21 protein-coding genes and 1 pseudogene are annotated in these 25,423 nt (G+C 47.9%); 10 read left to right on the top strand and 12 right to left on the bottom strand.

Going from position 1 to position 25,423, the window contains the following annotated elements; translation table 11 throughout:
• Positions 1-47: 47 nt before the first annotated feature.
• The 5 genes from NX722_RS10925 to deoD all read right to left on the bottom strand — a co-directional run bounded on the left by NX722_RS10925 (position 48) and on the right by deoD (position 6,163).
• Positions 48-1,802 carry a hypothetical protein gene (locus tag NX722_RS10925; RefSeq protein ID WP_262567999.1) on the bottom strand — a complete coding sequence of 585 codons (1,755 nt, stop codon included), beginning with the start codon at positions 1,800-1,802 and terminating at the stop codon, positions 48-50.
• Positions 1,803-2,038: 236 nt separating this feature from the next.
• Entirely contained in the window at positions 2,039-2,818 is a 780-nt protein-coding gene (locus NX722_RS10920) for an outer membrane protein OmpK (protein ID WP_262567998.1), read from the bottom strand.
• Between the two features lie 399 nt (positions 2,819-3,217).
• Positions 3,218-4,171 carry a transaldolase gene (tal, locus tag NX722_RS10915; protein WP_262567997.1) on the bottom strand — a complete coding sequence of 318 codons (954 nt, stop codon included), beginning with the start codon at positions 4,169-4,171 and terminating at the stop codon, positions 3,218-3,220.
• Positions 4,168-5,394, bottom strand: a complete 1,227-nt coding sequence (locus NX722_RS10910) for a phosphopentomutase (protein ID WP_262567996.1) — start codon at positions 5,392-5,394, stop codon at positions 4,168-4,170. Before NX722_RS10910 ends, tal begins: the two co-directional genes overlap by 4 nt.
• Positions 5,395-5,452: 58 nt before the next feature.
• Positions 5,453-6,163, bottom strand: a complete 711-nt coding sequence (gene deoD, locus NX722_RS10905) for a purine-nucleoside phosphorylase (protein WP_262568643.1) — start codon at positions 6,161-6,163, stop codon at positions 5,453-5,455.
• Positions 6,164-6,614: 451 nt separating this feature from the next.
• On the opposite strand from deoD, the gene NX722_RS10900 reads away from it, so the two are divergent.
• A complete protein-coding gene (locus NX722_RS10900; protein ID WP_262567995.1) occupies positions 6,615-6,887 on the top strand; it encodes a hypothetical protein in 273 nt (90 codons plus the stop codon).
• Positions 6,888-7,010: 123 nt separating this feature from the next.
• Here NX722_RS10900 and deoA read toward each other — a convergent pair whose 3' ends face one another.
• Positions 7,011-8,330, bottom strand: coding sequence for a thymidine phosphorylase (gene deoA, locus NX722_RS10895; protein ID WP_262567994.1), 1,320 nt, complete (start codon positions 8,328-8,330; stop codon positions 7,011-7,013).
• A gap of 1 nt (position 8,331) precedes the next feature.
• Positions 8,332-9,108 (bottom strand): deoxyribose-phosphate aldolase, encoded by a 777-nt coding sequence (gene deoC, locus NX722_RS10890; protein ID WP_262567993.1) that lies wholly within the window; start codon positions 9,106-9,108, stop codon positions 8,332-8,334.
• A gap of 975 nt (positions 9,109-10,083) precedes the next feature.
• Between deoC and NX722_RS10885 the strand changes: the two genes are divergently transcribed.
• The 4 genes and pseudogenes from NX722_RS10885 (at position 10,084) to NX722_RS10875 (ending at position 16,152) form a co-directional block, all read left to right on the top strand.
• Positions 10,084-11,286, top strand: coding sequence for a NupC/NupG family nucleoside CNT transporter (locus NX722_RS10885; protein ID WP_262568642.1), 1,203 nt, complete (start codon positions 10,084-10,086; stop codon positions 11,284-11,286).
• A 115-nt stretch (positions 11,287-11,401) separates the two neighbouring features.
• Positions 11,402-12,181, top strand: a pseudogene (locus NX722_RS28880) (metallophosphoesterase); the annotation flags it as partial.
• A 507-nt stretch (positions 12,182-12,688) separates the two neighbouring features.
• Positions 12,689-13,288, top strand: a complete 600-nt coding sequence (locus NX722_RS28875; protein ID WP_407648069.1) for a 5'-nucleotidase C-terminal domain-containing protein — start codon at positions 12,689-12,691, stop codon at positions 13,286-13,288.
• Positions 13,289-13,491: 203 nt separating this feature from the next.
• On the top strand, positions 13,492-16,152 hold the full coding sequence (locus NX722_RS10875; protein WP_262567991.1) for an ExeM/NucH family extracellular endonuclease: 2,661 nt from the start codon (positions 13,492-13,494) through the stop codon (positions 16,150-16,152).
• A gap of 46 nt (positions 16,153-16,198) precedes the next feature.
• Here the strand turns inward: NX722_RS10875 and rrtA are convergent, their stop codons facing one another.
• Positions 16,199-16,738 (bottom strand): rhombosortase, encoded by a 540-nt coding sequence (gene rrtA / locus NX722_RS10870; RefSeq protein ID WP_262567990.1) that lies wholly within the window; start codon positions 16,736-16,738, stop codon positions 16,199-16,201.
• Between the two features lie 505 nt (positions 16,739-17,243).
• Here rrtA and NX722_RS10865 point away from each other — a divergent pair.
• From NX722_RS10865 to NX722_RS10845, 5 genes are all read left to right on the top strand, one after another.
• On the top strand, positions 17,244-18,461 hold the full coding sequence (locus NX722_RS10865; RefSeq protein ID WP_262567989.1) for a DUF819 family protein: 1,218 nt from the start codon (positions 17,244-17,246) through the stop codon (positions 18,459-18,461).
• 409 nt (positions 18,462-18,870) lie between these two features.
• Positions 18,871-21,021 (top strand): 5-histidylcysteine sulfoxide synthase, encoded by a 2,151-nt coding sequence (gene ovoA, locus NX722_RS10860; RefSeq protein WP_262567988.1) that lies wholly within the window; start codon positions 18,871-18,873, stop codon positions 21,019-21,021.
• A 173-nt stretch (positions 21,022-21,194) separates the two neighbouring features.
• Complete coding sequence (locus tag NX722_RS10855) at positions 21,195-21,473, top strand: hypothetical protein (protein WP_262567987.1); 279 nt, start codon at positions 21,195-21,197, stop codon at positions 21,471-21,473.
• Between the two features lie 123 nt (positions 21,474-21,596).
• Complete coding sequence (locus NX722_RS10850; protein ID WP_262567986.1) at positions 21,597-22,781, top strand: thiolase family protein; 1,185 nt, start codon at positions 21,597-21,599, stop codon at positions 22,779-22,781.
• Between the two features lie 47 nt (positions 22,782-22,828).
• Positions 22,829-23,107 (top strand): peptidylprolyl isomerase, encoded by a 279-nt coding sequence (locus NX722_RS10845; RefSeq protein ID WP_262567985.1) that lies wholly within the window; start codon positions 22,829-22,831, stop codon positions 23,105-23,107.
• Positions 23,108-23,114: 7 nt separating this feature from the next.
• On the opposite strand, the gene NX722_RS10840 is transcribed toward NX722_RS10845, so the two are convergent.
• The 4 genes from NX722_RS10840 to NX722_RS10825 all read right to left on the bottom strand — a co-directional run bounded on the left by NX722_RS10840 (position 23,115) and on the right by NX722_RS10825 (position 25,418).
• Positions 23,115-23,696, bottom strand: a complete 582-nt coding sequence (locus NX722_RS10840; protein WP_262567984.1) for a ProQ/FinO family protein — start codon at positions 23,694-23,696, stop codon at positions 23,115-23,117.
• A 97-nt stretch (positions 23,697-23,793) separates the two neighbouring features.
• Complete coding sequence (locus NX722_RS10835) at positions 23,794-24,177, bottom strand: DUF2237 family protein (protein WP_262567983.1); 384 nt, start codon at positions 24,175-24,177, stop codon at positions 23,794-23,796.
• Positions 24,178-24,369: 192 nt separating this feature from the next.
• Entirely contained in the window at positions 24,370-24,651 is a 282-nt protein-coding gene (locus NX722_RS10830; RefSeq protein ID WP_262567982.1) for a hypothetical protein, read from the bottom strand.
• Between the two features lie 200 nt (positions 24,652-24,851).
• Entirely contained in the window at positions 24,852-25,418 is a 567-nt protein-coding gene (locus NX722_RS10825) for a hypothetical protein (protein ID WP_262567981.1), read from the bottom strand.
• Positions 25,419-25,423 lie beyond the last annotated feature (5 nt).

Raw genomic sequence — 25,423 nt, 5'->3', positions numbered from 1 at the left:
AAGCAAATATCAGGAAGCTGCATTATGCCTCTCATGAAATTTCCGGGTTAGGCGACAATGGTCTCTTTCAGACCAGAGGTCATTGTTTTTCCTGGCTGACAATTTAAAATTTCAGAAATGCTATAACCTTGCTGACTGATACCCAGTCGTTTAGCGGGTGTCTCACCGTACTTATCGGTTAAAACAAAGTTGTGATAGGTTCGCAGTATCTCAATCAGCTTGATCACCACAGAAGGTTTATAAGCACCGTATAACTTCCACATACCGGGCGGCTCCGCATTGTTTTGAATCGGCACCATGGAAATACGGTTTTTCAGGCGTTCATAGAACTGGCTGGCACCAAATAAAGAAGCGTGCAGATAATAATTCGCCAGCTCTTTCTCCGGTAACTGACTCTGGTGAGTGATATGGCACACAGCTTTGTCCGGTTCACCCATATGTGGGCTTGGATGAAACAGCCAGCTGTCCCCCCAATGTCCGATGACTGGCATCTCTTTCATTCGCTCGAGAATAATCAGCTGCTCAATGGCACGTTTATCCAGATGAGGGTGACACTCCTGAACGGCCCGAAAATGATTGTTCGCTTCCCGTATTTTCTGTCGCTTGCTGGCGATGGACAGCTCATTCCCGATACGGATATAGAAAGCTTCAGCCTGGCCTGACCGAATACGGTCGGCATAAAGGCTGATGCAGGCTTCCCGTAAACCGCTGTCGTATGCCAGGTAGAAAATATGTTTGCCGGCATCGGGCAACAACTGTTTCAGGCGTGCAAAATGACCATAAAGTGTGTAATCAAAACGCACCTGAACGCCTTCTGATGGAGGACTGGTATTATTATTCAGCACACCAGCCACTGCAAAGTCCTGCCGAATGCTCATTTCCCGGTATTTCTGTTCGATGTCCTCTAATAGATTATTACTTTGTATTGCAGGGCTTTTCACGTCAGTGGCCCGATAATCAGAACGAACAAGAAAGTGCGCATGGGGACGAAAGGCCAGAGGCTGACTGCCCGGGTAATCATTCAACTGCTGCTCAATGGCCTCAAGACTGTACTCCATATTGATATTGTCATGACAGGCAAGCACATAACCGGAATCAGTATCTACTGTGGTCACTGTCTGTATACAGGTGTTCTTACGGCTGCTCGCATGCTGCCAGTTCAGGTGTAAATTACGGGTATCGGTGGCCAGAAAGAAATCTTTTTTCGGTTGTCTGGCCAGTTTCAGCTCGTGCTTTGCTGAAAACCGACGGCAGTGATTGTAGATGTAGGTCAGCTTGTCATAAATTGTTTTGGGTTGAACGTTCTCGATTTCACAGATCCGGTTAAAAGGAATTCGGTTAACCAGTGACATAAAAATCCGTTCATTCAATTCAGGGCGGCGATGCCTGCGGGTCTGTTTTTTTTGCGAAAATATTTTACCGCAGCTCTTGCACTGATAGCGGGGTGAACCGGAAGCTGTTTTGCCAAATTTACGATAGGAGCCCTGATGCTGATGAACTACGCGCGCGTGATTTTCGCAGCTTTTCTCAGGGCATACCAGCGGTGGCTGACTGTCTACGGGAAACTGAAATCGTTGCAGTTCGCTATTGATGCTGGTGTTGGCTTTAAGAATAGAAATGCGGTCACAGGCTTTACAGAACAGGGCATGAGTGAGGGGCGTTTTTTGCAGATAGCGATATCGCCTGTTGCCATCCGGACCCTCGGGTGCGATACCAAAATTATTGCATTTCGGATTTTTGCAAAAATTGACCTGTATATCGCCTTCAGGGGCAGGGATGGCTAGTTTTCGTTCATCAGTCACAGCTTTCCACCTTGAAAAAAAGGGCTGAAAAGCCTCTTAATTTCATTTCTCATTACGATGACTTTTATGGTGTACATTAAATTACTAAATTGGATAATACGTACTTAGCGCATAAGTACCTGAGTTTGGGCAGGGGGGCAAAAAGAAAAATGAAGCAGCAGAGGTGTTTCCATGCCATGGCAGGCATGGAAACAAAAGCAGTTAGCATTTATAACTGTTATTTTCGGGCATTACTCTCAGAAGTTGTACTTCAGGGTGTAAATCATTGCATTCTGGTAGGTGGCACTGCCCAGCTTGTCGTTAGCATAGCGGTATTGCAGACCTGCGGTGATATTGTCAGTAGCGTTCCACCAGAGGGAAACGGCACCGTTAATGCCACTTTTCTTTGACTTTGACTTGTCGTTTTTGTCTGTCTGATACTTCTTGTCACGACCGAATTCATATTCGTTCCAGTTGGTTACACTGAAGCTCTGGTTGAAGGCATTAAAGTTGTATCCCAGTACCCAGCCCAGCATGTAGCCGTTGTTGCCTTCTTTAAAATATTTACTCTGAGCATTGTGTAGACCAATGAACGGCTTGAAAAAGAGATTGTCGTTAGCGTAGTTGTAACCAAAACCGATAACCCTGTTCTGCTCGTCAAAGTCGCCAGTGGACAGGTCGTAGATCTGCCCGTACAGGTTTAAGCCGGTATCTCCCAGAAAAACACGCATCGTACCCTTCATCGCAATACGAAGGCCATCGCCATCATCTTCATTATTTTTCTTATGGGGGTTTTCAAGGTCAATAAACCCGTAAACCTCACCCCAGTCAAAGCCTGCCCCACCTTCCAGCTCCAGGAAGGTGAACGATCTTTTAGGGGCCTGTGTCTTAGTGCGCTCCTGAGTGCCATCCGACCAGTTCAGGCGGTTAATGCTGACATTACCAAAACCATACTGGTATTCAGCACTGGCAGTGGTTGCGGTCATGGTTGTTGTTAATGCGGCGGCTGCTATAGCGGCTGTTCGTAGCAGTTTCATTGTGTTATTTACTCCTGATGGAAGCGTGCTTGCTAAATAGTTTTTTTTAGGAAAGTCCAGATAAAAGTCTGGGTTTAGTAATTCTTTGTAAACAAAATATTTGTGCGCATGATATAGAATGTGTAGCTATTATGTTTTTGCGCTATGTCAAAAAATGTACAATTAATAAGTCGTTTTCTGTTTTTTAATGTTTAACTCCTGTGCCTGATCGTTCTCATTTTTGGAAGTTATGACAAAAATTGATATTCAAACATCATCACTTACAGGCTATTCAAAGTTTGAATATCAATTACCCAGAATTCTTACAAAAAGCAGGTATATTAACTACCAGGTTTAATAGTCACTTTAAGTAATCATTAAATCTATTATTTAATTAGTCTGAGTCATCAGTCTGGATATTTAAATCTGCATTGAAACCATTTGTTCAAGCCGTTTCTGGTCAGCTGCAAAATTCCGAATACCTTCTGCCAGCTTTTCAGTGGCCATAGGGTTCTCATTCATTGCCCAGCGAAACTCTGATTCAGATATTCTGGTTTTTGGAATATCGGTTTGTGCGGTGCTGGAACTCAGAACCTGTTGCAAAGGTGCATCGCTCTGTTCAAGTTCTTTCAGAAGTGCAGGGCTTATGGTCAGGCAGTCACAACCCGACAAATGCCGTATTTCATCAATACTTCGGAAACTCGCTCCCATGACCACGGTTTTGTAATCATGAGCCTTGTAGTAATTAAAGATATTGTGGACAGATACCACGCCCGGATCATTCTCCGGAGCATAGTGTTCAACACCTTCATGCTTTTTGTACCAGTCCAGAATCCGGCCAACAAAAGGTGAAATCAGGTAAACACCTGCCTCGGCACAGGCGGCCGCCTGGGCAAAGTGAAACAACAGAGTCAGGTTGCAGCGAATACCTTGCTGTTCAAGAATTTCTGCAGCTTTTATCCCTTCCCAGGTAGAGGCTATCTTGATCAGTACCCGGCTGGTGTCGGCACCGATCTGTTCATAGAGGTTCAGCATTTCCAATGCCTTGTCCACGGTCTCCAGCGTATCAAAAGAGAGGCGGGCATCTACTTCGGTGGAGATAAAGCCTGGCACGACGTTCTGGATTTCCTTGCCGATACTGACGGTCAGATAATCACAGGCAGACGCAATTTGTTGCGTTTTATCTCCCGCCTGCTGACGACCATAGTCCAGTGATCTGTCAAACAGACTGGCATACTGGGGCAGTTGCGCGGCTTTCAGAATCAGGGACGGATTGGTGGTGGCATCAACCGGACGATACTGCTTGATGGCGTCAATATCACCGGTATCCGCAACCACTTTGGTCATGGCTTTCAGTTGTTCCAACTGATTCATACTATTTGCTCCAGAAAGGATTCGCCGCTGTCCAGTTCAGACAGCCCGAAGTATTGGGCGATGGTCTGCCCCATATCAGCAAAACTGGTTCGGTGACCTAATGAACCTGGCTTGATGCGTTTGCCGTACACCAAAACCGGCACATGTTCACGAGTATGGTCACTGCCTTCCCAGCTGGGGTCACAACCATGATCAGCCGTGATAAACAACAGGTCGTCATCCTCCATGGCGTCCATCAGTTCCGGCAGGCGCTGGTCAAAGTCCTCAAGCGCTTCCGCATAGCCTTTAATGTCGCGGCGATGGCCATAGGCTGAATCGAAGTCAACAAAATTGGTAAATACCAGGCTTTGTTCAGGTGCCTGTTTCATTTCTTTCAGAGTGACATCAAAAAGCGCTTCAATACCCGTCGCTTTGACTTTACGGGTAATCCCCTGGTGCGCAAAGATGTCAGCAATTTTGCCCACACTGATCACTTCACCACCACTTTCTGACAGTCGGTCCAGCAAGGTGGGGGCGGGTGGAACCACCGAATAGTCTCTGCGGTTGCCTGTACGCTGGAATGCGCCGGAACCTTCGCCAATAAAGGGGCGGGCAATAACACGACCAATGTTGTACGGGTCGAGCAGCTCCCGGGCTATCTGGCAGATTTCTAACAGTCGCTCCAGACCAAAGGTTTCTTCGTGACAGGCAATCTGGAATACACTGTCCGCCGATGTATAGACAATAGGCTTGCCAGTACGCATATGTTCTTCGCCCAGCTCATCCAGAATAACGGTTCCGGACGAATGGCAGTTGCCCAGCAGGCCGGGAAGCCCGGCTTTATCAATAAAAGCCTCCAGTAACTCTTCAGGGAATGATTCCGTTTTGTCACGAAAATAACCCCATTCAAACATCACTGGTACACCGGCCATTTCCCAGTGCCCGCTGGGGGTGTCTTTACCGTTAGACAGTTCAGCAGCACAGGCCCAGGCTCCTTTAGGGTTTTGGACAGGCCCCATCCCGGCCGGGTATTTACCAGTGCTGATACGGGCGGCTTCCGCCAGGCCCAGGGACAGCAGGTTGGGTAGATATAAGGCGCCCTGCCTGCCAGAACCAATCCTTTTATTAACAGAAGCACTGGCGATATGTCCGAAGGTGTCGGAACCGACATCACCAAATTTCTCAGCATCGGCGCTGGCACCAATGCCGAATGAGTCCATGACCAGTATCGTGGCTCGTTTCATAGTTAGCAGTTTCCCGAAGGGGTCAGTCGTGAACTGACCCACGCAATACATTCAAGACTTAGAATTTCAGACAGGCGTCGAGGGACATACGCATCATGGCGTGAAAGCCTTCCTGACGTTCTTGAGGCGACATGCTTTCACCGCTTCGAATGTGATCACTGACAGTACAGATGGCCAGGGAGCGAATACCGTTTTCAGCCGCCACGCCGTACAGGCCTGCCGCTTCCATTTCAACGCCAAGGATGCCGTGTTTTTCCATCACATCGAACAGGTCAGACTCAGGCGAGTAGAAAAGGTCGGCGGAAAAAAGATTGCCCACTTTAACAGGCAGGTTGTGCGCGCGGGCAGCTGCTACCGATTGTTCCAGCAGGTGGTAGTCGGCAATAGCGGCAAAGTCATGGTCTTTAAAACGGGTGCGGTTGACTTTAGAGTCAGTGCAGGCACCCATACCAATGACCACGTCACCTAACTTAACATCGGAGCTGATAGCGCCACAGCTGCCAATCCGGACAAGGTTTTTAACGTCGTATTTTGTTGCCAGCTCGTGGTAGTAAATGCTGGCGGAGGGAATGCCCATGCCGCTGCCCATAACCGAGACGCGCTGGCCTTTATAGAAACCGGTGAATCCCAGCATGTTGCGAACATTTGTCACTTCCTGAAAATCTTCCAGGTAGTTTTCAGCAATGTATTTGGCACGAAGCGGGTCACCCGGCATCAGAACCGTATCAGCAAAAGCATCCGCAGCAGCATTGATATGTGGAGTCATTATCTGAACCTCAAGTAAAAGGAATCAACCTAAAAGAACAAAGTGTTACAGCATTATGTCGCTTTTATTTCCTGAAATATTTTGACTTATATCAATTTTTTTTCAGCAAAAGCCTTGGGTAACCGGTTTTAAAAAGGGTTTACTTAGAGTGTTGATCAAGAATTTTAAAGTTAACAATTAACGTCAGATTCTTCTGTACCGAACAGCAGTCTGGTTTATAAAGGCCCTGTGTTCTGTGGTGATGAGGTGGTTTTATGGCCTCCTGCAAGAACATTGATCCAAAACAGAAAATGAAAGAATAACTGCTCTGTAACCATCAGTCTGGCTATACCTTTTGTGAATCAATACGTTAAGTGAATATTTTGTGCAGCATTGAAAGCTTGTTTACAACATAGCCATTCCTGTTGCGCTTGATTAAAGTCGGCGTTCTTTAATGTTTGGTTGTGAAATAAATATGGGAACTATCGAGCTGTTTGGAATGTCGCTAAGCCAGGTAGAAGTTCTTGGGCATGTGGCCTCTGTCATGGTGGCGATATCGCTGATGATGAAAAATATTGTCTGGCTGCGGGTGTTGAATTTTATTGGTTGTTCTTTATTTGCTGCCTATGGCCTTGCTATTGGTGCAATGCCTGTCGCCACCATGAATGCTTTTGTTGCCTGTATCAACATATTCTATTTGTCAAAAATGTATATGGCGCGAAAAACCTCTGCGTATGTCATGAGTTGAGATCGCATAAAGCAACACAAGGCAACAGAAGAAGCTGGCTTCTTATGTTGCCTTATCGGGTTAGTCGGAAGTTATTCAAAAAGGCTGACCCGAATTAATGTTCAGGCCAGCGATGGTGGCAGGTCAGGCTATACGCTTGTAGACAGTGGGGTTTTCTGCAGGTTTTGCGTCATCCAGTCTGATGGCATCCTTTAACATGGCTGCCGCTTCATTCCAGCTATTTTCATCACGGGCATTAATAACAGCAATAGGCTTATCAATGTCTGCCCGGTCCCCCAGACGACACATGTCGGTAATGCCGACTGAGTAATCCAGCTGGTCGGTTGGTAACTTACGGCCACCTCCCATCTGTACCACAGACAACCCTACCTGACGGGTGTCCATAGCCGTAACATAACCTCCACGCTCCGGATACAAGGGCTTAATAAAACGGGCTGTTGGCAGGTAGGCGTCGTATTTTTCAACAAAATCAGCCGGGCCTCCCTGTCCCGCCACCATGCGGCCAAAGACATCAGCCGCCTGACCGGAATCAAGCACCTGCATCAGTTTTTCACGAGCCTGGTTGTCATCGTCGGCCAGACCTCCACGAACCAGCAGCTCCGACGACTGCGCCATTGTGATTTCGTGCAGGCGGGGATTACGGTAGTCCCCCGTCAGGTACTGAACGGCTTCACGAACTTCAACGGCATTACCCGCACTGGAAGCAAGGCACTGGTTCATATCGGTCAGCAGTGCGGTGCATTTCACACCGGCACCGGTAGCTACTTTTACAATACTTTCAGCCAGTTCAACCGACTTTTCAAAGGTTGGCATAAAAGCACCACTGCCCACCTTAACGTCCATCACAAGAGCATCCAGGCCTTCAGCCAGTTTTTTGGCCAGAATGGAGGCGGTGATCAGATCAATAGAGTCAACGGTTGCAGTCACATCGCGGATAGCATAAATGCGTTTATCAGCCGGTGCCAGCTCACCGGTCTGGCCTGCAATGGCAACGCCTGCCTCTTTGACCACCTGGCGAAACTGAGTTTCCGTTATCTGAGTCATGTAGCCGGGAATACTGTCGAGTTTATCCAGTGTACCGCCGGTATGGCCCAGCCCACGTCCTGAAATCATCGGGATATAACCACCGCAGGCGGCAATCATAGGGCCAAGCATCAAACTGACAACGTCGCCTACACCACCGGTAGAGTGCTTATCAAGAACCGGCCCGCCCAGGTTGTCGTGACTCCAGTCCAGTACTTTGCCTGAATCACGCATGGCGCAGGTCAGTGCTACACGCTCTTCGATACTCATTTCCCGAAAGAAGGTGGCCATGGCAAAAGCGGCTACCTGTCCTTCTGACACGGTGTTGTCGGTCACTCCCAGGATAAACTCGCGAATCTCCTGCTGAGACAGGATTTCACCTTCACGCCTGCGGCGGATAACTTCTTGTGGCAAAAACATTTTAGTAGCCTCCTTTGTCTTCACTGGCCTCCTGAAGCTCCAGAGCTGTCAGCAGGCTACCCAGCAGGCTGCTGGCACCAAACCGGTAATGGTTGCGGTCAATCCAGTCGGCACCGAGAATATCAGCGGCAATGTTCAGATGCTCAGCAGCTTCTTCAGCGGTGCGAATGCCGCCAGCGGGTTTGAATCCGACATCTTTACGACCACTGTCTTTAATAACCTGTAACATGATGCGGGCAGATTCAGGCGTCGCGTTAACAGCCACTTTGCCGGTTGAGGTCTTGATAAAGTCGGCACCCGCTTCGATGGAGATTTCACTGGCACGACGAATCAGTTTAGCATCTTTCAGTTCGCCTGTTTCAATGATGACTTTCAGCATAACCTGGTCACCGCAGGCTTCTTTACAACGCCGAACTATTTCGTAGCCAATGTCTTCATTGCCCGCCATAAATGCACGGTAAGGGAATACCACGTCAACCTCATCGGCACCGTAGGCGATGGCAGCGCGGGTTTCTGCAACAGCTATCTCTGCATCATCTCCGCCAGCGGGGAAGTTAGTCACTGTAGCGATTGTGACACCTTCGATTTCCAGTTCTTTCAGGGTCTTTTTCGCAATCGGAATAAAACGCGGATAAACACACAGGGCGGCCGGTTGTCCTGCAGGCGTTTTCGCCTTGTGACACAGATCGATAATGACTTCAGGGGTGTCATTATCATTCAGGGAGGTCAGGTCGATCAGCTTCAGAGCTTGAAGGCTGGAGGCTTTGAGATCAGTCATGAACGTTTCCTTTTGATACGTTTGAGAAAAAAGACTGGTAGCGAACGAAAAAATTATTGCTGATTCAGATCTATCAAAGATAGCACCATGGCATTGCAGATTTAGAGGGCAAACGCATTAAACAATGATGGCGGCCAGATAGAGTTAATTTGTCTGATGCAGGTTTCTGGATTAACCCTTCTTAATTTGGTGGCCTGCCTGAATAACAGCCCGGCTTGTTATGGAATGATTAGGAAGGTTCGCTGGCTACACAGCTTTTTGACCATATCAAGAAGAACAAGAATGTGTCAATTACACCCCGTTAGTGATTTTTTAGCCATGGACGAACTTAATTATTAAATGCAATGGCACTGCTACTTATTTATTAAAAAACTGTCGTGTATTAAAAGAATATTCAGAGTTAATGCAACCGACATCAATTCCGACAAATTTTCAGCCTATTGCCTGATTAATAATCAGCCAGAACTATTCACCTAAGATGTTGATGGCTTTTCTTCCAAAAAATCATCTTCAATCCAGATCCTGACAGGACAAACCCACTTTTAAATGTCGCTCCAAAGCAGTGTTTTACTTTGGCATTCTGAATAATGACCAGTGAATATAACTTGCTGCCAGCTAAATTTTTTTTGAATGAAAAATACAAATAAAATTCAACACTCTATGTGAATGCCTGAAATGGTAATGAAGTTTTTCACAGGAAGAATAAAAATGACTCAAATCAATTCATTAGAGATTTTATTGTAACAAAATACACCACAACGTAATCCGGCTGCTGTTTAGCTGCTTTCTATTTCGATGCACCTTAAAACAAAATTTTTCATAACAACTAAAAGTCACCACGGAGCTTTAATGACAACACTAACCCAGAAAATGGATAGAAAATCTATCCCGGCACCCGCAATTATGGCCGGTGCCATTGCACTGGCCGTTGCTGCCTCTTTTATTGGCAACAAGGTAGTTAGCGGTCTCTGTGCCATGCTCGTTATCCTGAGCACGGCTTATTTCTTCTCTGAGGCTAAACAGGCCGTTAAGTGGAAAACCATTGGTGCCGCTTTACTGGTTCAGGTCTCTATTGGTGCCTTCGCACTCTATGTGCCTATTGGTCAGACTGTACTGGCCGGTATGTCAGCAGGCGTGCAGCAGGTACTGAGCTATGCCAACGACGGTATCAACTTTTTATTTGGTGACCTCGGTGGCTTTAAGCTCGGCTTTATTTTTGCCATTCACGTTTTGATGGTCATCGTCTTCTTTTCTGCCCTGATCGCAGTGCTTTATCACCTGGGTATTATGCAACTCATCATCCGTGTGATTGGCGGTGGTCTGCAGAAGTTCCTGGGAACCAGTCGTGCGGAATCATTCTCTGCAACCGCCAACATATTCGTAGGTCAGACGGAAGCACCTCTGGTAGTGCGTCCATTTATCGCCAAAATGACTCGCTCCGAACTGTTTGCCATTATGGCAGGCGGCCTGTCAACTATCGCAGGTGGTGTACTGGCGGGTTTTGCCAGTATGGGTATTTCCGTTGAATACCTGATCACTGCAAGCTTTATGGCGGCACCGGGTGGTCTGCTGATGGCTAAAATGCTGGTTCCTGAAACCGAGCCGGAAAAAATCAGCAATGAGGAAGCGGATGCAGACATTGATGAATCTGACAAACCGGCCAACGTTTTTGATGCAGCTGCGCAAGGTGCTGCCAATGGTGCCGGCCTGGCTGCCAATGTTGGTGCAATGCTGGTTGCTTTCATCTCTCTGATTGCTTTGCTGAACGGTATTCTGGGTGGCCTTGGTGGTCTGGTTGGTTTCGATGGCCTGACCCTGCAAACCATTCTGGGTTATCTGTTTTCACCGGTTGCCCTGGTAATGGGTGTGCCACTGTCAGAAGCGACCACCTTTGGTTCTCTGCTGGGCCAGAAACTGGTTATGAATGAGTTTGTCGCTTACGTAGATTTCACCAATGTTCGTGAAACCCTGTCAGCCCACAGTCAGGCAATTATTACTTTTGCCCTGTGCGGATTTGCCAACCTGAGTTCTATTGCGATTCTGCTCGGTGGTATTGGTGGTATGGCACCGAACCGTCGTAAGGAAATTGCTCAAATGGGTATGCGCGCCGTTCTGGCCGGTACCTTTGCCAACCTGATGAGTGCCAGTATCGCCGGCATTTTCATTGCTATTGCCTGATTTTCAGATGTTTAAAAAGCGGCTGCACACTTTTGCAGCCGCCTCCTCCAGTGACTCAGTACCTGGTCTCTTTTTCCAGAAATAAATAAATAGATAGACTGCACAGGAATGCTTTATGAAGCTTAAACCTCTTATTCTGGCTGTCGCCATTTCGACTCTGGTGGCGGGATGCAACAACGATGATGATGACAACGATACCAGTGTCGTTACTCCTGTTACTCCTGACCTGACATTGACCATTGCTCACCTTAACGACCACCACTCCAAGCTGGATGCCGAAAACAGCCCGATTAAACTGGCAGACAAAGATGTCAAGGTTGACATTGGTGGCTACCCCCGCGTAGTCACCGAGATTAACAGGATTAAGGCAGAAAAGGACAATGTCCTGAAACTGCATGCTGGTGACGCAATAACCGGCACCATGTACTACACCCTGTTCAAAGATGAAGAGCCACTGCCGGATGCGGTGATGATGAACCAGGTAGGCTATGACGCTTTTGTGCTAGGCAACCATGAGTTTGATGGCGGCAACCAACAACTGAGCAAGTTCCTTCGCGATCTGACCACCCATGGATGGAATCCTGCCATTTTGTCTGCAAACGTTGAAGTGCCGGCAGGTGACGTTCTGGAAAACACGTTCGAGCCTTACACGCTTTTTGATATTAAAGGTAAAAAAGTGGCCGTCATCGGTAACACTATTGCCAAAAAAACCATGCAGTCCTCCGCTCCGGACGAAGGCACTGTTATTCACGACGAAATCAAAACCACCCAGAAAGTCATTGACCAGCTGCAGGCTGAAGGTATTGACAAGATTATTGTCCTGAGCCACTACGGCTATGCCGCAGAAGTGGAAATGGCTAAAAAGCTGCGTGGGGTTGACGTGATTGTTGGTGGCGACAGTCACACACTGTTGGGCAACAAAGACAACTTCAGCAAATTTGGCTATGAGGTTGAAGGGGATTACCCAACCATCGTCAACAATGCCGACAATAACAAGGCCTGCGTCGTGCAAGCCTGGGAAAGCTCCCGCATTCTCGGTGAACTGGATGTTTCATTTGACCAGAAGGGCGATGTCATCAGCTGTTCCGGAGTACCACACCTGTTGCTGGGCGATAACTTTACACACAGGGTAGAAAAGGATGGAGAAGAGGTCGACGAGCCAGTTAGTGAAGCAGAGCGACAGGAAATTCTGAACTTTATCAAGCAACATCAGGAGCTTACTGTTGTCGCTAAACACCAGCCGACAGTGGAAAAGCTGAAAGAATACAAAGATAAACTCACTGAAAAGCAAACCACTCTACTGGGAACCGCTGCGGCCAAGCTCTGCAACGAACGCGTTCCCGGTTCTAATCATAGTTCTGGCGCCAGTGTCTGTGGTAAGGATGACCCGGAGCGTCAGTTTATGAATCAGCATGGCAGCATCATGGCACACATTGTGTCCAAAGCGTTTCATGAGCAATCAATACGGTCCGAGATCGCTATCCAGAACACTGGCGGTGTCCGTAAATCCATCGACAAAGGCGACTTTACTGTCGGCAATGCTTACGACGTCCTGCCGTTTGGTAACAAGCTGGTGAATATCACAATGACCGGTGAAGAAATCATTAACACCATGGAAGATTCTATTGATTTTTCCATTAATGAGTCTGATGGTGCATTCCCTTCTGCTTACAACCTGCGTTTTGATGTCGACATGAGGGCTGACAAAGGCAAACGCGTCAGTGAAGTGGAGGTGAAGACTGAAGACGACTGGAAACCGATTGATGTTGCCAGGACTTATGTGGTTGTCACCAATGACTACATCGCTTCCGGTAAAGACGGTTATTCAACCATGGGTAAAATCACTGAAAACCACCCGGAGCGTGTAGAAGACACCGGACTGCTTTATACCGCCTCCCTGATTAACTACTTCGAGAAAAAACAGGAGCAAACCAAGGCCATTGAAATGCCTCTGGCTAAAGACATGTCTGTTCAAAATTATAATCCTATTCCCAAGCCTTAAGCAGAAGTCATTGAGGCAATTGCCTTACCGCTAAGACAACCCGGCTAACTGCCGGGTTCTATGACCACCAGATTGATGCGCCCTCCTGTGAGTATTGGGCGCACGCACTCTTTATGTCTGAAAAAGTTGTGTCTGAAAAAGTGGTGTCTGAAAAAGTTGTGTCTGAAAAAACAAAAAAGTTTATCGAAAATAACGGATAGATAATGAAAACTATTACCTATAACAAAGGATTTGCACTAAGTGCGATGGCTGCCTCAGTGATGCTGGCCAGTTCGTCAGTCAACGCAGAGCTGATGATCAGCGAATATGTAGAAGGCTCTGGCTACAACAAAGCACTGGAACTGTACAACACCAGTCAGGAAAACAGTGTTGACCTGTCTGATTATCAGCTGGTCGTGTATCGCAATGGCGCAAAAGATAACGTCACTACATTCAGTGAAATGCAAGGGACACTTAAGCCCGGACATACCTATGTGATTGTTAATAAAAGGGCCAGTGGTGAGCTGAAAGACAAAGCAAGCCTGATAACAAATTCTCCGGCCCTGGGCTTTAATGGCGATGACCCGGTGGAGATACAACGCATTGCCACGGGTGAGCGCGTTGATATTCTGGGCGTACCGGGTGCATCAGAAAAAGATCTTGAAAACAAAACACTGGCCAGAAAGGCTGATGTGAAGAACGGTAGTCAGGAGCATGACCTGAATCAGTGGGAAATCATGTCAAAAAACAGCTTTAGTGGTTTGGGTTATACCCCGGATGGAGAGCATAAGCCTACCTCAGCCGGCGACAAACCAGAACCAGAGCCTCGTCCTGATTTTGGACAGTGCAACGATGAATCAATTACCCCTATTCATGAGGTTCAGGGCAAGGGGTTCAAATCACCCTTGGAGAATAAACTTGTTACCGTACAGGGTGTTGTCACCGCTGTTTATGATTCTACCTATTTCGTTCAGCAAACCACGCCCGCCAGCTCTGAATATGACGGTGCATCGCTGGCGATTCAGGTATACGACAGCAAAAACAAGCCAAAGGTTAATGATGTCGTCTATATCCGGGGCATAGTAAAAGAATACAAAAGCATGAATCAGAAGACGGATGGAACCATGACTCAGCTGACGGAAATCGGCAATGACTATGAAAAGTGTCGTGAGAGTAGCGGTATAAAGCCAACCTCTTTGTTATTCACTACAAATACCAATCTTGAATCTTATGAGGGCATGCAGGTTAGTCTGTCCAATAAAAACCTGTATATTTCTTCCAACAGGCTACTGAACCGGTACGGTAATCTGACTTTGGCGCTGGATGGTGTCAGACAGAAACCGAACAATTTGTACTTGCCCAGCAGTGAAGAGGCTGCTCAGCTACGCAAAGATAATGCCAGGAACAGTATCGTTCTGGATGATGGCAGCACGAAAAGTAACCCGGCCACTATTTCCTATTATCCGAACTTGTCTGATGACAATCCGCTGCGTGTTGGCACTCTTGTTAATGGGGGGCTGAAAGGCATTCTGCGTTATGCTTATGATAGCTACCAACTGATACCGGCAGCTGAAATCAGCATTGATAACAGTCAGTCGCTACGCCCGGAAAGCCCTGAGAAAAAAGCACCAGAGAATTTACGTATAGCCAGCTTTAACGTGCTGAACTATTTCAATGGCTTACGTAATGACGATGGCACGATTGACTGGAAAAGGAGTGACAAGGGTAAGGCCAGAGGCGCTAATAGTGCTGGTGAGTTTGCGACTCAGCGTTCCAAGATCATCAATGCTATTCATGAAATAGATGCCGACATTCTGGGACTGCTGGAAGTCGAGAACGACGGTTATGGCGAGTATAGTGCTATTCAGGATCTGGTTAACGGCCTCAATAAAGCCTTTGAGGATGACCCTGAGACACATTATGAGTTTGTCAGAACCAGCGACAAATATATTGGGCAGGATGTTATCAAGGTTGCAATGATCTACAACACTCATCGTGTAGAACCTGAGGGCGAACCAACTGTACTGAAGATATATCCCTTTGATGAGAAAACCAAAAAACATCGTCAACCCATTATTCAGACCTTCAAATACACCAATAGCAATGAACCTGTAACCGTTGCCATTAACCATTTCAAATCTAAAGGCTCCAGCTGTGATGCCATGAATGACCCGAAAGACGAATTCGGTCAGGGCAATTGCAACCGTATGCGTGTATCAGCTGCGGATACCCTGGGGCGCTTTCTGAAGGACAACTATGACAACCAGAACGTTGTTATTCTGGGAGACCTGAACGCCTACGCTCAGGAAGATCCGGTGAAAGTACTGACCGATGCCGAAGCGGAAAGTCATGAGATGATGACTCGTGATGATTCCGGGCAATACAAGCGCACCCCGACCACCTTCAAACTGGGTTACATCCCGGCTGTTGAAGCGAAACATCATAAAGCACCTATATCCTTCATCTACGATGGAGAAGTCGGGGCTCTGGATCATGCGCTTTACAGTCCGAGTCTGAAAAATAAAGTCGATAATGTCATTGAATGGAACATTAATGGCTATGAAATGCCCGGGCACGACTACAACACAGAGTACAAAAACGCTGAGAATCAACAGGACGAGACCTGGTACCAACGACTGGTAAATTCTGATTCACCTTACCGTTCATCAGACCATGACCCTGTGATCGTTGATCTTGCTCTGAATAATATTGAAGAAGAAGAGGAGGAGGAAGAAGTTAAATCATCAGACCTTAAGCCTGCGATTATTAAGCCTGCTCTGAATAATATTGAAGAGGAAGACGATGAATCAGGCAGTATGGGAATACCGATGTTACTGCTTGGTGCTCTGACCTTGCTTGGTCGCCGACGTAAGCCACGGGCATAAACGTCGACGTTCATCTGGCATGACGGAATCCATACCCTGAAGTCCGTCATGCTTTCCTGCCCAATAAGTTCCGGCCCTGCCTCAAATATTTCTGTCCCCATTGGGCTGCGATTAAGGCCAGCCCACCCAAAGCACCGTACAAATGTGAGGCAACAGATACCGGCCTGCCATAGTCAATGTTGGCCAGGTGACTGATGTGTACACCTTGCTGTTCCAGTACTATTTTGCTGGTTACCAGCAGAACCACCCCCAGTTTAAAGAACGAAGAGAACTCATCCTGAAGTGCAATGGCAAGAATGAGCAACCCATGCAGCACACCGGAAAAGCCCGCATAACCCTGGAGGGAAGGATCAAGAAACCAAAGGCAGGCACTGACCCAGCCACAAAGGAACAGAATCGCACTGGCACCTGCTTTGCTAAGCAAAAAAGATCGATTGATCAAACCAATCAGCATCAGCCCCGCAAGATTGCTCAACAGATGATTGAGATTAAAATGAGTAAAATGAGCGGTAATAAGCCGCCACCATTCGCCTTGTTCAATCAGCAGGCGCTGATATTTTCCCAGCTCGATAAATATTTCGTTCACTGTCGACAGATTTCTGTAAAAGCAAAATAGTACGATAGTTTTTATAAGTCTCAAATAGTCTTTGCACCATCATGCCTCCTGCTCAACATCGCTCTCAGGTCAGCTAATCCCGCAGCTTTAATACGACTTCAGGCGTATGTTCTGCGGGATTAGCTGCCTCTGGACAAGCAGGGGGAGTCTGGGTGCTGAATAGTTATTAAACAGCACCAATACGAACATGACGACAAATAACCAAAGCAAAACCCGCTATTGCGAAATCTTGGCCATCAATAGCGAAATCCAACCCAATCCTTGCAAGCGACTCTACTTATAGTTATGCGATACTTTTTCTATGTAATATCAAATGGTCTTTTGCGCATTACATAATCAATACAAAGACAATCAACAACACTTCGATGTCGAAGAGTAAACCGTCAACTTGGGTCCACTCCCTGCTTACGGATAAGTAGACATAACAACATCAAGAAATTCACTTGAGTTACCCGTTGTACAGGGGAATTTATTAATGATAACCAGTCCTTTCAGTTTCTTTTCTTTGCTGATGATTTTTATCACAGCTGTTCTTTTTTGTGAGAAAAGGCTCCAGTGGCGCCTGTTTAAAATTATTCCGGCTCTGACTTTTATTTATTTTGGAGGCATGATTGGCGCCTCTCTGCATATCTGGGAACTAACCCCTGAAATGCGCTTATTTATTGGTAAGCTGAAATACTACCTGCTGCCAATGATGCTGTTCCTGCTGCTACTGAAAAACGACATTCGTGATGTCTTCAAGCTCGGGCCACGTCTGATGGGCTCTTTCCTGGCCGTAACAGCCAGTATCGTTGCCGGTTTCATCATTGTTTACACCGCATTCAAGTCTCATTTCGAAGTCGACGCCTGGCAGACACTGTCCATCCTTTCATCGTCCTGGATTGGTGGCTCCACCAATATGGCGGCTACCCAGCAGGGTCTGAACGTTGCTGACGGTTCCCAAGCGCTGACCTATGCGTTCCTGATGGATAACATCTGTGCTTCCATCTGGCTGGTGTTGATGATTTCCTTCGCACCAATGCGTGAGAAGTTCAATAAATTCTCCGGCGCGAACAGTGCTGACGTTGACAAGATCATCGATCACATCAACATCACTGCCGCCAAGAATGAAGACAAGCGCGAATACGAGTTCATGGACTTCATGATCACTATCGGTCTGGGTCTGGCTGTAGCTGGTGCGGTAATGGTTCTGGGCAAGCAGTACGTCAACCCTGGCAACCTGACCGACGAGAACTTCCTGTCCGGCCTGCGTGGCTTCTTTAGCGGCAGCGGCTGGGTTGTGGTTCTGGCTACTATCGCTGGCATCATTGGTAGCATGACACCACTGAAGTCTGTAAAAGGCCCTGACCATGTGGGTAGCGTACTGCTGTATGTTGTTGTTGGTCTGATCTCAACATCGACTGACTTCTCCACCATCGACTTCGGCGATACCGTCTTCTATATTCTGGCCGGCTTCCTGATTCTGCTGTTCCACCTGATGGTTCTGCTGATCATGGCAAAAGTCTTCAAGCTCGACCTCTACATCTGCGGCATTGCTTCCCAGGCCAATATTGGTGGTTCTGTTTCTGCACCAATCCTTGCGGGCACCTATAACAAGGCCCTGGTTCCTGCAGGCCTGATGATGGGCATCTTTGGTTCAGCCATTGGTACTGTCAGCGCACTGATGCTGGCTAAAGTTCTGATGACCCTCTGACCGATCTGAATCAATAAACTAAAAGGCCCGACTCAAAATCGGGTCTTTTTTTTACCTCAAATTCCGAAGAACCCTCTATATTTCTGATGCGGCACTACTGCAACTGTTCAGGCCTGCTCATGAAGTATGTTACTGCTCTGTTTCTTTCTCTCATGTGTAGCTTCTCAGTCTACGGTAGGATCATCTCCGGAGTAGACCTCCCCTGAAAAAGTACTGATAGAAAATAAGACCCTGCTACTGCCTGCTACGAAAGGCTGTAAGAGTGAAGTTGATACTTTTGTTTTGTTTCATCCAACAACCAATACTTGTTGTAAACAGCAGAGCTTGCTTGTAAAACCACAGCGTGATCTATTATTTATTGTCTGTGGCAGGCAACTGAAAAGGTGCCTTCTTATCCTTCAGGAGAAAAATGACAGTGCTTAACTTTGTGAATGCAGATATGAGTTCATCCGTCCGGATGCCACTCCTGAATACCGGTACACCGGATAGTAAGCGACAGGAGATCCATAATTATTTTTGCCAGACCTTTGATCTTTATGACCGTCTTTTTGAGGTTCTTGGCAGTAATAATGATGCCTGGTATAAAAAAGCCATTTCACTGCGTCACCCCCTGATTTTTTACTACGGTCATACGGCCACCTTTTTTGTTAATAAACTCATCGCCGCCCGACTTATTGAAAGCCGGATTGATCCGGACATTGAAGCCATGATGGCAATTGGTGTCGACGAGATGTCCTGGGATGATCTGGATGATAACAATTATGACTGGCCTTCTGTTGAGGCATTGCAAGCCTACCGGCAGAAAGTACGCTCAATGGTCAGTGAGTTTATCAGAACAATGCCTCTGGAGATTCCGGTGCAATGGGACAGTTCCGCCTGGCTGATTCTTATGGGGATAGAACATGAGCGCATCCACCTGGAAACGTCATCGGTGCTTATCCGTCAATTGCCGCTTTCCTGCCTGAACAATAATGGACAGTGGCCGGTCTGCAGCGAAACAGGCACCCCTCCTGAGAACACGATGGTGGCGTTAGCCGGAGGCAGGGTAAAACTGGGCAAGTCTTACGACGATCCATTGTATGGCTGGGATAATGAGTACGGTTCACAGGAGATAGACGTAGCTCCTTTCAAAGCGAGTGAGTACCTTGTCAGCAATGGTGAATTTCTCGCTTTCTTAAACGCAGGCGGCTATGACACTGAACAGTGGTGGACAGATGAAGGCTGGGCATGGGCCACTTTTGCTGAAGCAAGGCACCCTGAATTCTGGGTAAGAAACGAAGGTCGCTGGAAGTACCGAACCCTGCTGGAAGAGATTGATATGCCATGGGACTGGCCGGTGGATGCAAACTGCCACGAAGCCCAGGCGTTTTGTCGCTGGAAATCGGAAAAGACTGGAAGGTCTATTCAGCTGCCTACCGAAAGCGAATGGTATTGTCTCAGGGAGCAGATAGATACCGACCTGCCTTACTGGGAGCAGGCCCCCGGTAATATCAATCTTGAATACTGGTCTTCTGCCTGCCCCGTTGACCGGTTCCGAACCGGAGAATTCTGCGACATTATTGGTAATGTCTGGCAGTGGACCCGCACCCCGATTGATGCTTACGAAGGTTTTCGTGTCCATCCTTATTACGATGACTTTTCTACCCCAACCTTTGACAGCAAACACAACCTGATCAAGGGTGGTTGCTGGATATCCACCGGCAATTATGGCATCAAAGACTCCCGTTATGCGTTCCGTCGCCACTTTTATCAACATGCCGGTTTTCGTTATGTGGAATCGACCGCTTCGGGTCAGGAAACCATTAACCCTTACGAAACGGATGCTCTGGTTTCCCAGTACCTTGAGTTTCATTTCGGTCAGGAATACTTCGGGGTCAGCAATTACCCGAAGAGTTGTGCAGATCTGTGCCGCAGCCTGATGGTGAACAACCTGATGGGGAGTGAGCCGATGACTCGTGCGCTTGACCTGGGCTGTTCGGTAGGGCGCAGTAGTTTTGAGCTGGCTCGCTGGTTTCAGCATGTTGATGGCATTGATTTCTCAGCACGGTTTATCTCAGCCGCTGCTGAGTTACAGAAAAACGGCAAAATCCGTTATTTCATGCCAACAGAAGGTGAACTGGGGGAGTTTAAGGTCGCCAGCCTGAAGGCGACGGGGCTGGACGACATAGACGTTAACCGGATTCTATTTACCCAGGGCGATGCCTGTAACCTTAAGCCGAAGTACTGCGATTATGACCTCGTGTTTGCAGGTAACCTGATTGACCGGCTGTCTGATCCGCAACAGTTTTTGGGTACTATTCACCAACGCATCCGCCCCGGAGGGCTTCTGGTGCTTACCTCTCCCTATACCTGGCTGGAAGACTATACCCACAAAGAGCAGTGGCTGGGCGGTATTCGTGAAAATGGTGAAGCGCTGGATACTTATACTGGCCTGAAACGGGTTTTAGGCCAGTATTTCGATGAAGTGCAGCCACCGGCGGATATTCCTTTTGTCATACGGGAAACTGCCAGAAAGTATCAGCACACGGTTGCTCAGTGTACTGTCTGGCGTTGTCGGTAGAGGCTGCTTTTCGTTGTCCGCTTTTCGCTGTCCGATTTCCGTAGCCCGTAGCCCGTAGCCCGAAGTGGAAAGCGGGTTGCGGAAGACGAAAAGCGAAAAGCGAAACGCTCCCGCTGAATTATCGTAGCGGCTGGCCGATTCCTTTCAGTAGGATCTACCAGAGGGGAGACATTATGAGCAAAGACGCGAACAGAGCCGTTCTCACAATGACCGAATCCACCCAGGGCGAGTATCTGATCCGGGTCACTCAGGGAGGGAGTGTCATTTTTGGTGATGTTATTCTGCGTTTGCCAACCGGTCTCAGCACCGGCCTGCAGACTGAACTGGCTTCTTCACTGGCTAATGCTGTTTTACGCCATATCAGCAATGCCGACAAAACCGCGATGGAGGAAGTGCAGCAACTCTTTTACGACTGGGGTTGCTTTGATGTTATTGATGAAGACTGTCTGTAACACCGATTCTGTCAGTGGCCCCGGCGGTCACTGACGCTTAACCTTAACCTTCTCTTTTCATATCGTTTACACTCTTACTCTGAACAAAACCAATAACATCCAATTCTTTTGGGAAGGTGTCCTATGTCCCGGTCTGATGACATCGTAATTGTTAATTGTGCCAGAACGCCCATGGGCAGTTTTCAGGGTTCCCTGTCAGGACTGTCTGCCACAGAGCTTGGGCTTGAAGCCGTAAGTGCCAGCCTGGAACGCAGTGGGGTAGATGGTCACAGTGTTTCCGAACTGATTATGGGCTGTGTCCTGCCTGCCGGGGTGGGGCAGGCTCCCGCCCGGCAGGTGTGTCGGGGAGCCGGGTTGCCGGACTCAGTTACCTGCACAACCGTGAATAAGGTTTGTGGTTCAGGTATGAAGGCGGTGATGATGGGGTGTGCGCAGCTTCTTACGGGAGAGTCTGACGTGGTGGTGGCCGGAGGCATGGAAAGCATGTCGGGCGCCCCCTATCTGCTGAAAAAAGCCCGGCAGGGGTTGAGAATTGGACACGCCGACCTTCAGGACTCAATGTTTGTCGACGGACTTGAAGACGCCTATGGCGGGCAGTTAATGGGCGTATTTGCTGAACAGACGGCGGTTCGCTTCAAGGTAAGCCGCGAAGCCATGGATGATTTTGCCATTGAATCACTGGAAAGGGCGCAGCAAGCCATAGCCAGTGACTGGTTTGTGAATGAGATTGTGCCGGTTGATGCAGGAAAAACCGGGCTGGTGGAAGTTGATGAACAACCCGGTAAAGCCAGGGTTGATAAAATCCGGACGCTCCGGCCTGCCTTTGCGAAAGACGGATCAGTCACCGCTGCAAACGCCAGCTCTATCTCAGATGGTGCTGCCGCCATGGTACTGATGCGAGAATCAGAAGCACTGGCTCAGGGGCTTCAGCCGTTGGCAAGAATTCATGGCTTTACCAGCCATGCCCGTGTACCTGCCGAGTTCACCATTGCCCCTGTAACCGCTATTGAGCAATTGCTTGGCAAGGTTGGCTGGTCAGCCAGTGAAGTGGATCTGTTTGAAATTAATGAAGCCTTTGCCGTGGTTACCCTGGTCGCCATGCAGGAACTGGGCCTGCCCCATAGTAAGGTTAATGTCTTTGGTGGAGCCTGTGCGCTTGGTCATCCACTGGGAGCCAGTGGCGCACGTATTATGGTTACCCTGATCAATGCCCTGCGGCAACGGGGTGGCAAACGCGGGGTTGCTTCACTCTGTATTGGCGGGGGAGAAGCGACTGCTATTGCACTGGAGTTGATTCATTCTCCGTAATAAGCATAATCGGTGCCTCGTTTGAGTTTAATGAGAGAGATGTTGTCATGGCAGTTGCCAGTGCAAGACACATTCTGGTAAACACCAGGGAAGAGGCTGAAAAGCTGAAGAAACAACTGGAAAAGGGTGCTGACTTTGCCCGGCTGGCCAAAAAGCACTCTGCCTGTCCGTCTGGTAAGAAGGGGGGTGACCTGGGTGAGTTTCGCCGTGGGCAGATGGTGAAGGCGTTTAACGATGTTGTGTTCAAAAAAGAAGTGCTGAAAATTCATGGACCAGTGAAAACCAGTTTTGGTTTTCACCTGATCCAGACGATTTACAGAAACTGATTCTGATTTATACGGCAGGAGCCTCACAGGCTTCGGATCGCTCAGGAGATAGCTCAGGAGATAGCTCAGGAGATAGCTCAGGAGATGACTCAGGAGTCTGAGAGCCCAGAGAAACCAGCCGTAGTTGACCAACATGAGTGCGTTGTTTCTTCTGGCGCACTTTTTCTGAGCGCATAAACAACGTGATTTCAGCGTTGACCGCTTCTTTCAGTTTTACTTTGCCCACTGGTTTGCCGTTCAGGTCGATGCGGCTGCGTCCGGGTTTGATGGACATCAGGTAACGTTCCTGAGACGTAAACAGTTTTAATGCACTTTTAATGATGGGCAGTGGGAATTCGCCAGTCTGTTTCATTTCATTATGAATGCCGACTTTCAACGGCCTGGGTGAGGACACCCGAAAAGCTTCCGGCCAACGCTCACGAACCATTCTCAATGCTTCTGATTTTGATACTTCCCCGGTTTGCCCGGCGTCTGTTGATGTAGGGTGTTCTTCCATGTTGTTCTGTTTGCTGTCAGGTTGCTCCACAGTGGTATTCTCTGTCTCTGGCAGGGATTCATTCCGGTTTTCAGTTGTGCATTCGTACTGCATTGTCTGTTTCTGTTTGACGTTGATGTAAACGCTTTTTATACCAGCCCGCCTTTAAACAGTGACCATGAGCCATTAATGTTCAAAGGTAGAATGAGTATCAGTGTATATCGATGGCACAGGATTTCAGATCCTGCAGTGATGTTACTTCCAAGGCCTGTTTATGGGTTGACTTCAGATAAACCGGCGGTGCCAGCCCTGCATCAAAAGCCTGCTTCCAGCGCATGGCACATAAACACCAGCGATCACCTTCCTGAAGTCCGGGAAAATCAAACTCTGGTTTTGGTGTAATCAGGTCGTTGCCCTGAAGCAGGGAGTATTCCAGAAACTCTCTGGTCATGCGGGCGCAGACAACGTGTAATCCCGGATCGTTACTGTCAGCATGACAAAAACCGTCACGAAACACACCAGTGGCTGGATTGAAGCAGCACGGTTGCAACGGTTCCCCAAATACATTTTTCTGCTGGCTGGTTTGAGCTTTCATGACCGACTCCCCTTGGTAACGGCAACACTATAGCCTGCCAGTCAAAGAAACAGAATGTTTCAGGACAGTTTTCTGAACGCTTTATGATGTTTTTGTAAAATCAGGGCGCTGTTGCTATGGCTTTGAGCATTAAAAAGACAGTTGTCCTATAACTTCAGGTCTGCTGTTACTGACGGTCAACCGGCTGGTTCGTTACTGACTCGTTATTGAGTTGCTGGATGAATTGATGCTGGATGAATTGATGCTGGATGAATTGTTGCTGGATGAATTGTTGCATAAATTGATACCAGACTTGTTGCCGGGTTGGATGCTGGTTTGCTGTCGTGCCTGTTTCAGTGACATGTTCAGCGCCTTTTTCCTTGGCAGAACTCTGTAAATACTGCGCAGATACTCAGACTTAATATTGTTTTTGCCGGTTCTGATACCAAGGTGTTTCAGATAGGCTTCCATATGACTGTCTGAAGGAATTTCCATAGAGTTCACTTGTTATTGTTTTGGTTATTGCCGAATTCAATCCCGTTGAACCATATAGTTGTAAGCAGAGTTTGTGCCAGTTTTATTGTTGTCGCTTACTATGGCACAAAATTACGCAACAGCTGCTTTATACGACAGGGTATTCCGGGAGTTGTTTCCGTCCAGATGTCACTAATAGTGACTGCAGGTAACATAGCCGTCTATGGGCCTGGCAGCCGGACAGCGGCATCCTGATCCGGTAAAAACATCACGGGTGTCAGCACCCGGTTGGGTTTGATGGTTTCGACGGCGTGTAAGCTTTCCAGCTGGTTGATATCCCTGAAATAGCCTTGTTTAAGGTGGCTGATATCATGAGCCTGCCAGTTGCTGTTGGCTTCAGTCACCTTACTCCCTCTTCGAATGCGGTCGGTACTGGTTAATACCGGAAGAAACAGGCTGATACTGGCATGAAGCAGCAGACTCTGGTTATCACGTTCCCGGCAGGTGACCTTCAGTGATTGCCGGCCAGGTGCCAGGGGTGTCACCAGCTTTATTTCAGGAGTGCCCGGACATAAAGGCAGCTTTATACGTTTCGGTGGTGCTTCTACGGTGACTTTGAAATATGAAGCTTCCAGAGAGTCAGCCAGCTCCTTCGCACGAGCATTTAAAAACGCTGTTGAGGCATAGACCACCTGTTTGGAAAAACTTTCCGATCTGCAGTTGCCTGCTATTAACAGTAACATCGACAAAATGAAGAAAAGCCGAAAAGAGTGGGTAACAAACGGCATGACCC

Source organism: Endozoicomonas gorgoniicola (genome assembly GCF_025562715.2).
Lineage (GTDB): Bacteria > Pseudomonadota > Gammaproteobacteria > Pseudomonadales > Endozoicomonadaceae > Endozoicomonas_A > Endozoicomonas_A gorgoniicola.
The sequence above is the reverse complement of the archived record's forward strand: the minus strand, read 5'-3'. Positions and strand labels throughout refer to the sequence as shown.

Coding starts and splice junctions, on each gene's coding strand:
- NX722_RS10920 (WP_262567998.1), bottom strand. CDS start 2,818: ATGAAACTGCTACGAACAGCCGCTATAGCAGCCGCCGCATTAACAACA.
- tal (WP_262567997.1), bottom strand. CDS start 4,171: ATGAATCAGTTGGAACAACTGAAAGCCATGACCAAAGTGGTTGCGGAT.
- NX722_RS10910 (WP_262567996.1), bottom strand. CDS start 5,394: ATGAAACGAGCCACGATACTGGTCATGGACTCATTCGGCATTGGTGCC.
- NX722_RS10900 (WP_262567995.1), top strand. CDS start 6,615: ATGGGAACTATCGAGCTGTTTGGAATGTCGCTAAGCCAGGTAGAAGTT.
- deoA (WP_262567994.1), bottom strand. CDS start 8,330: ATGTTTTTGCCACAAGAAGTTATCCGCCGCAGGCGTGAAGGTGAAATC.
- deoC (WP_262567993.1), bottom strand. CDS start 9,108: ATGACTGATCTCAAAGCCTCCAGCCTTCAAGCTCTGAAGCTGATCGAC.
- NX722_RS10885 (WP_262568642.1), top strand. CDS start 10,084: ATGCTCGTTATCCTGAGCACGGCTTATTTCTTCTCTGAGGCTAAACAG.
- NX722_RS28875 (WP_407648069.1), top strand. CDS start 12,689: ATGAATCAGCATGGCAGCATCATGGCACACATTGTGTCCAAAGCGTTT.
- NX722_RS10875 (WP_262567991.1), top strand. CDS start 13,492: ATGAAAACTATTACCTATAACAAAGGATTTGCACTAAGTGCGATGGCT.
- NX722_RS10865 (WP_262567989.1), top strand. CDS start 17,244: ATGATAACCAGTCCTTTCAGTTTCTTTTCTTTGCTGATGATTTTTATC.
- ovoA (WP_262567988.1), top strand. CDS start 18,871: ATGACAGTGCTTAACTTTGTGAATGCAGATATGAGTTCATCCGTCCGG.
- NX722_RS10855 (WP_262567987.1), top strand. CDS start 21,195: ATGAGCAAAGACGCGAACAGAGCCGTTCTCACAATGACCGAATCCACC.
- NX722_RS10850 (WP_262567986.1), top strand. CDS start 21,597: ATGTCCCGGTCTGATGACATCGTAATTGTTAATTGTGCCAGAACGCCC.
- NX722_RS10845 (WP_262567985.1), top strand. CDS start 22,829: ATGGCAGTTGCCAGTGCAAGACACATTCTGGTAAACACCAGGGAAGAG.
- NX722_RS10840 (WP_262567984.1), bottom strand. CDS start 23,696: ATGCAGTACGAATGCACAACTGAAAACCGGAATGAATCCCTGCCAGAG.
- NX722_RS10835 (WP_262567983.1), bottom strand. CDS start 24,177: ATGAAAGCTCAAACCAGCCAGCAGAAAAATGTATTTGGGGAACCGTTG.
- NX722_RS10830 (WP_262567982.1), bottom strand. CDS start 24,651: ATGGAAATTCCTTCAGACAGTCATATGGAAGCCTATCTGAAACACCTT.
- NX722_RS10825 (WP_262567981.1), bottom strand. CDS start 25,418: ATGCCGTTTGTTACCCACTCTTTTCGGCTTTTCTTCATTTTGTCGATG.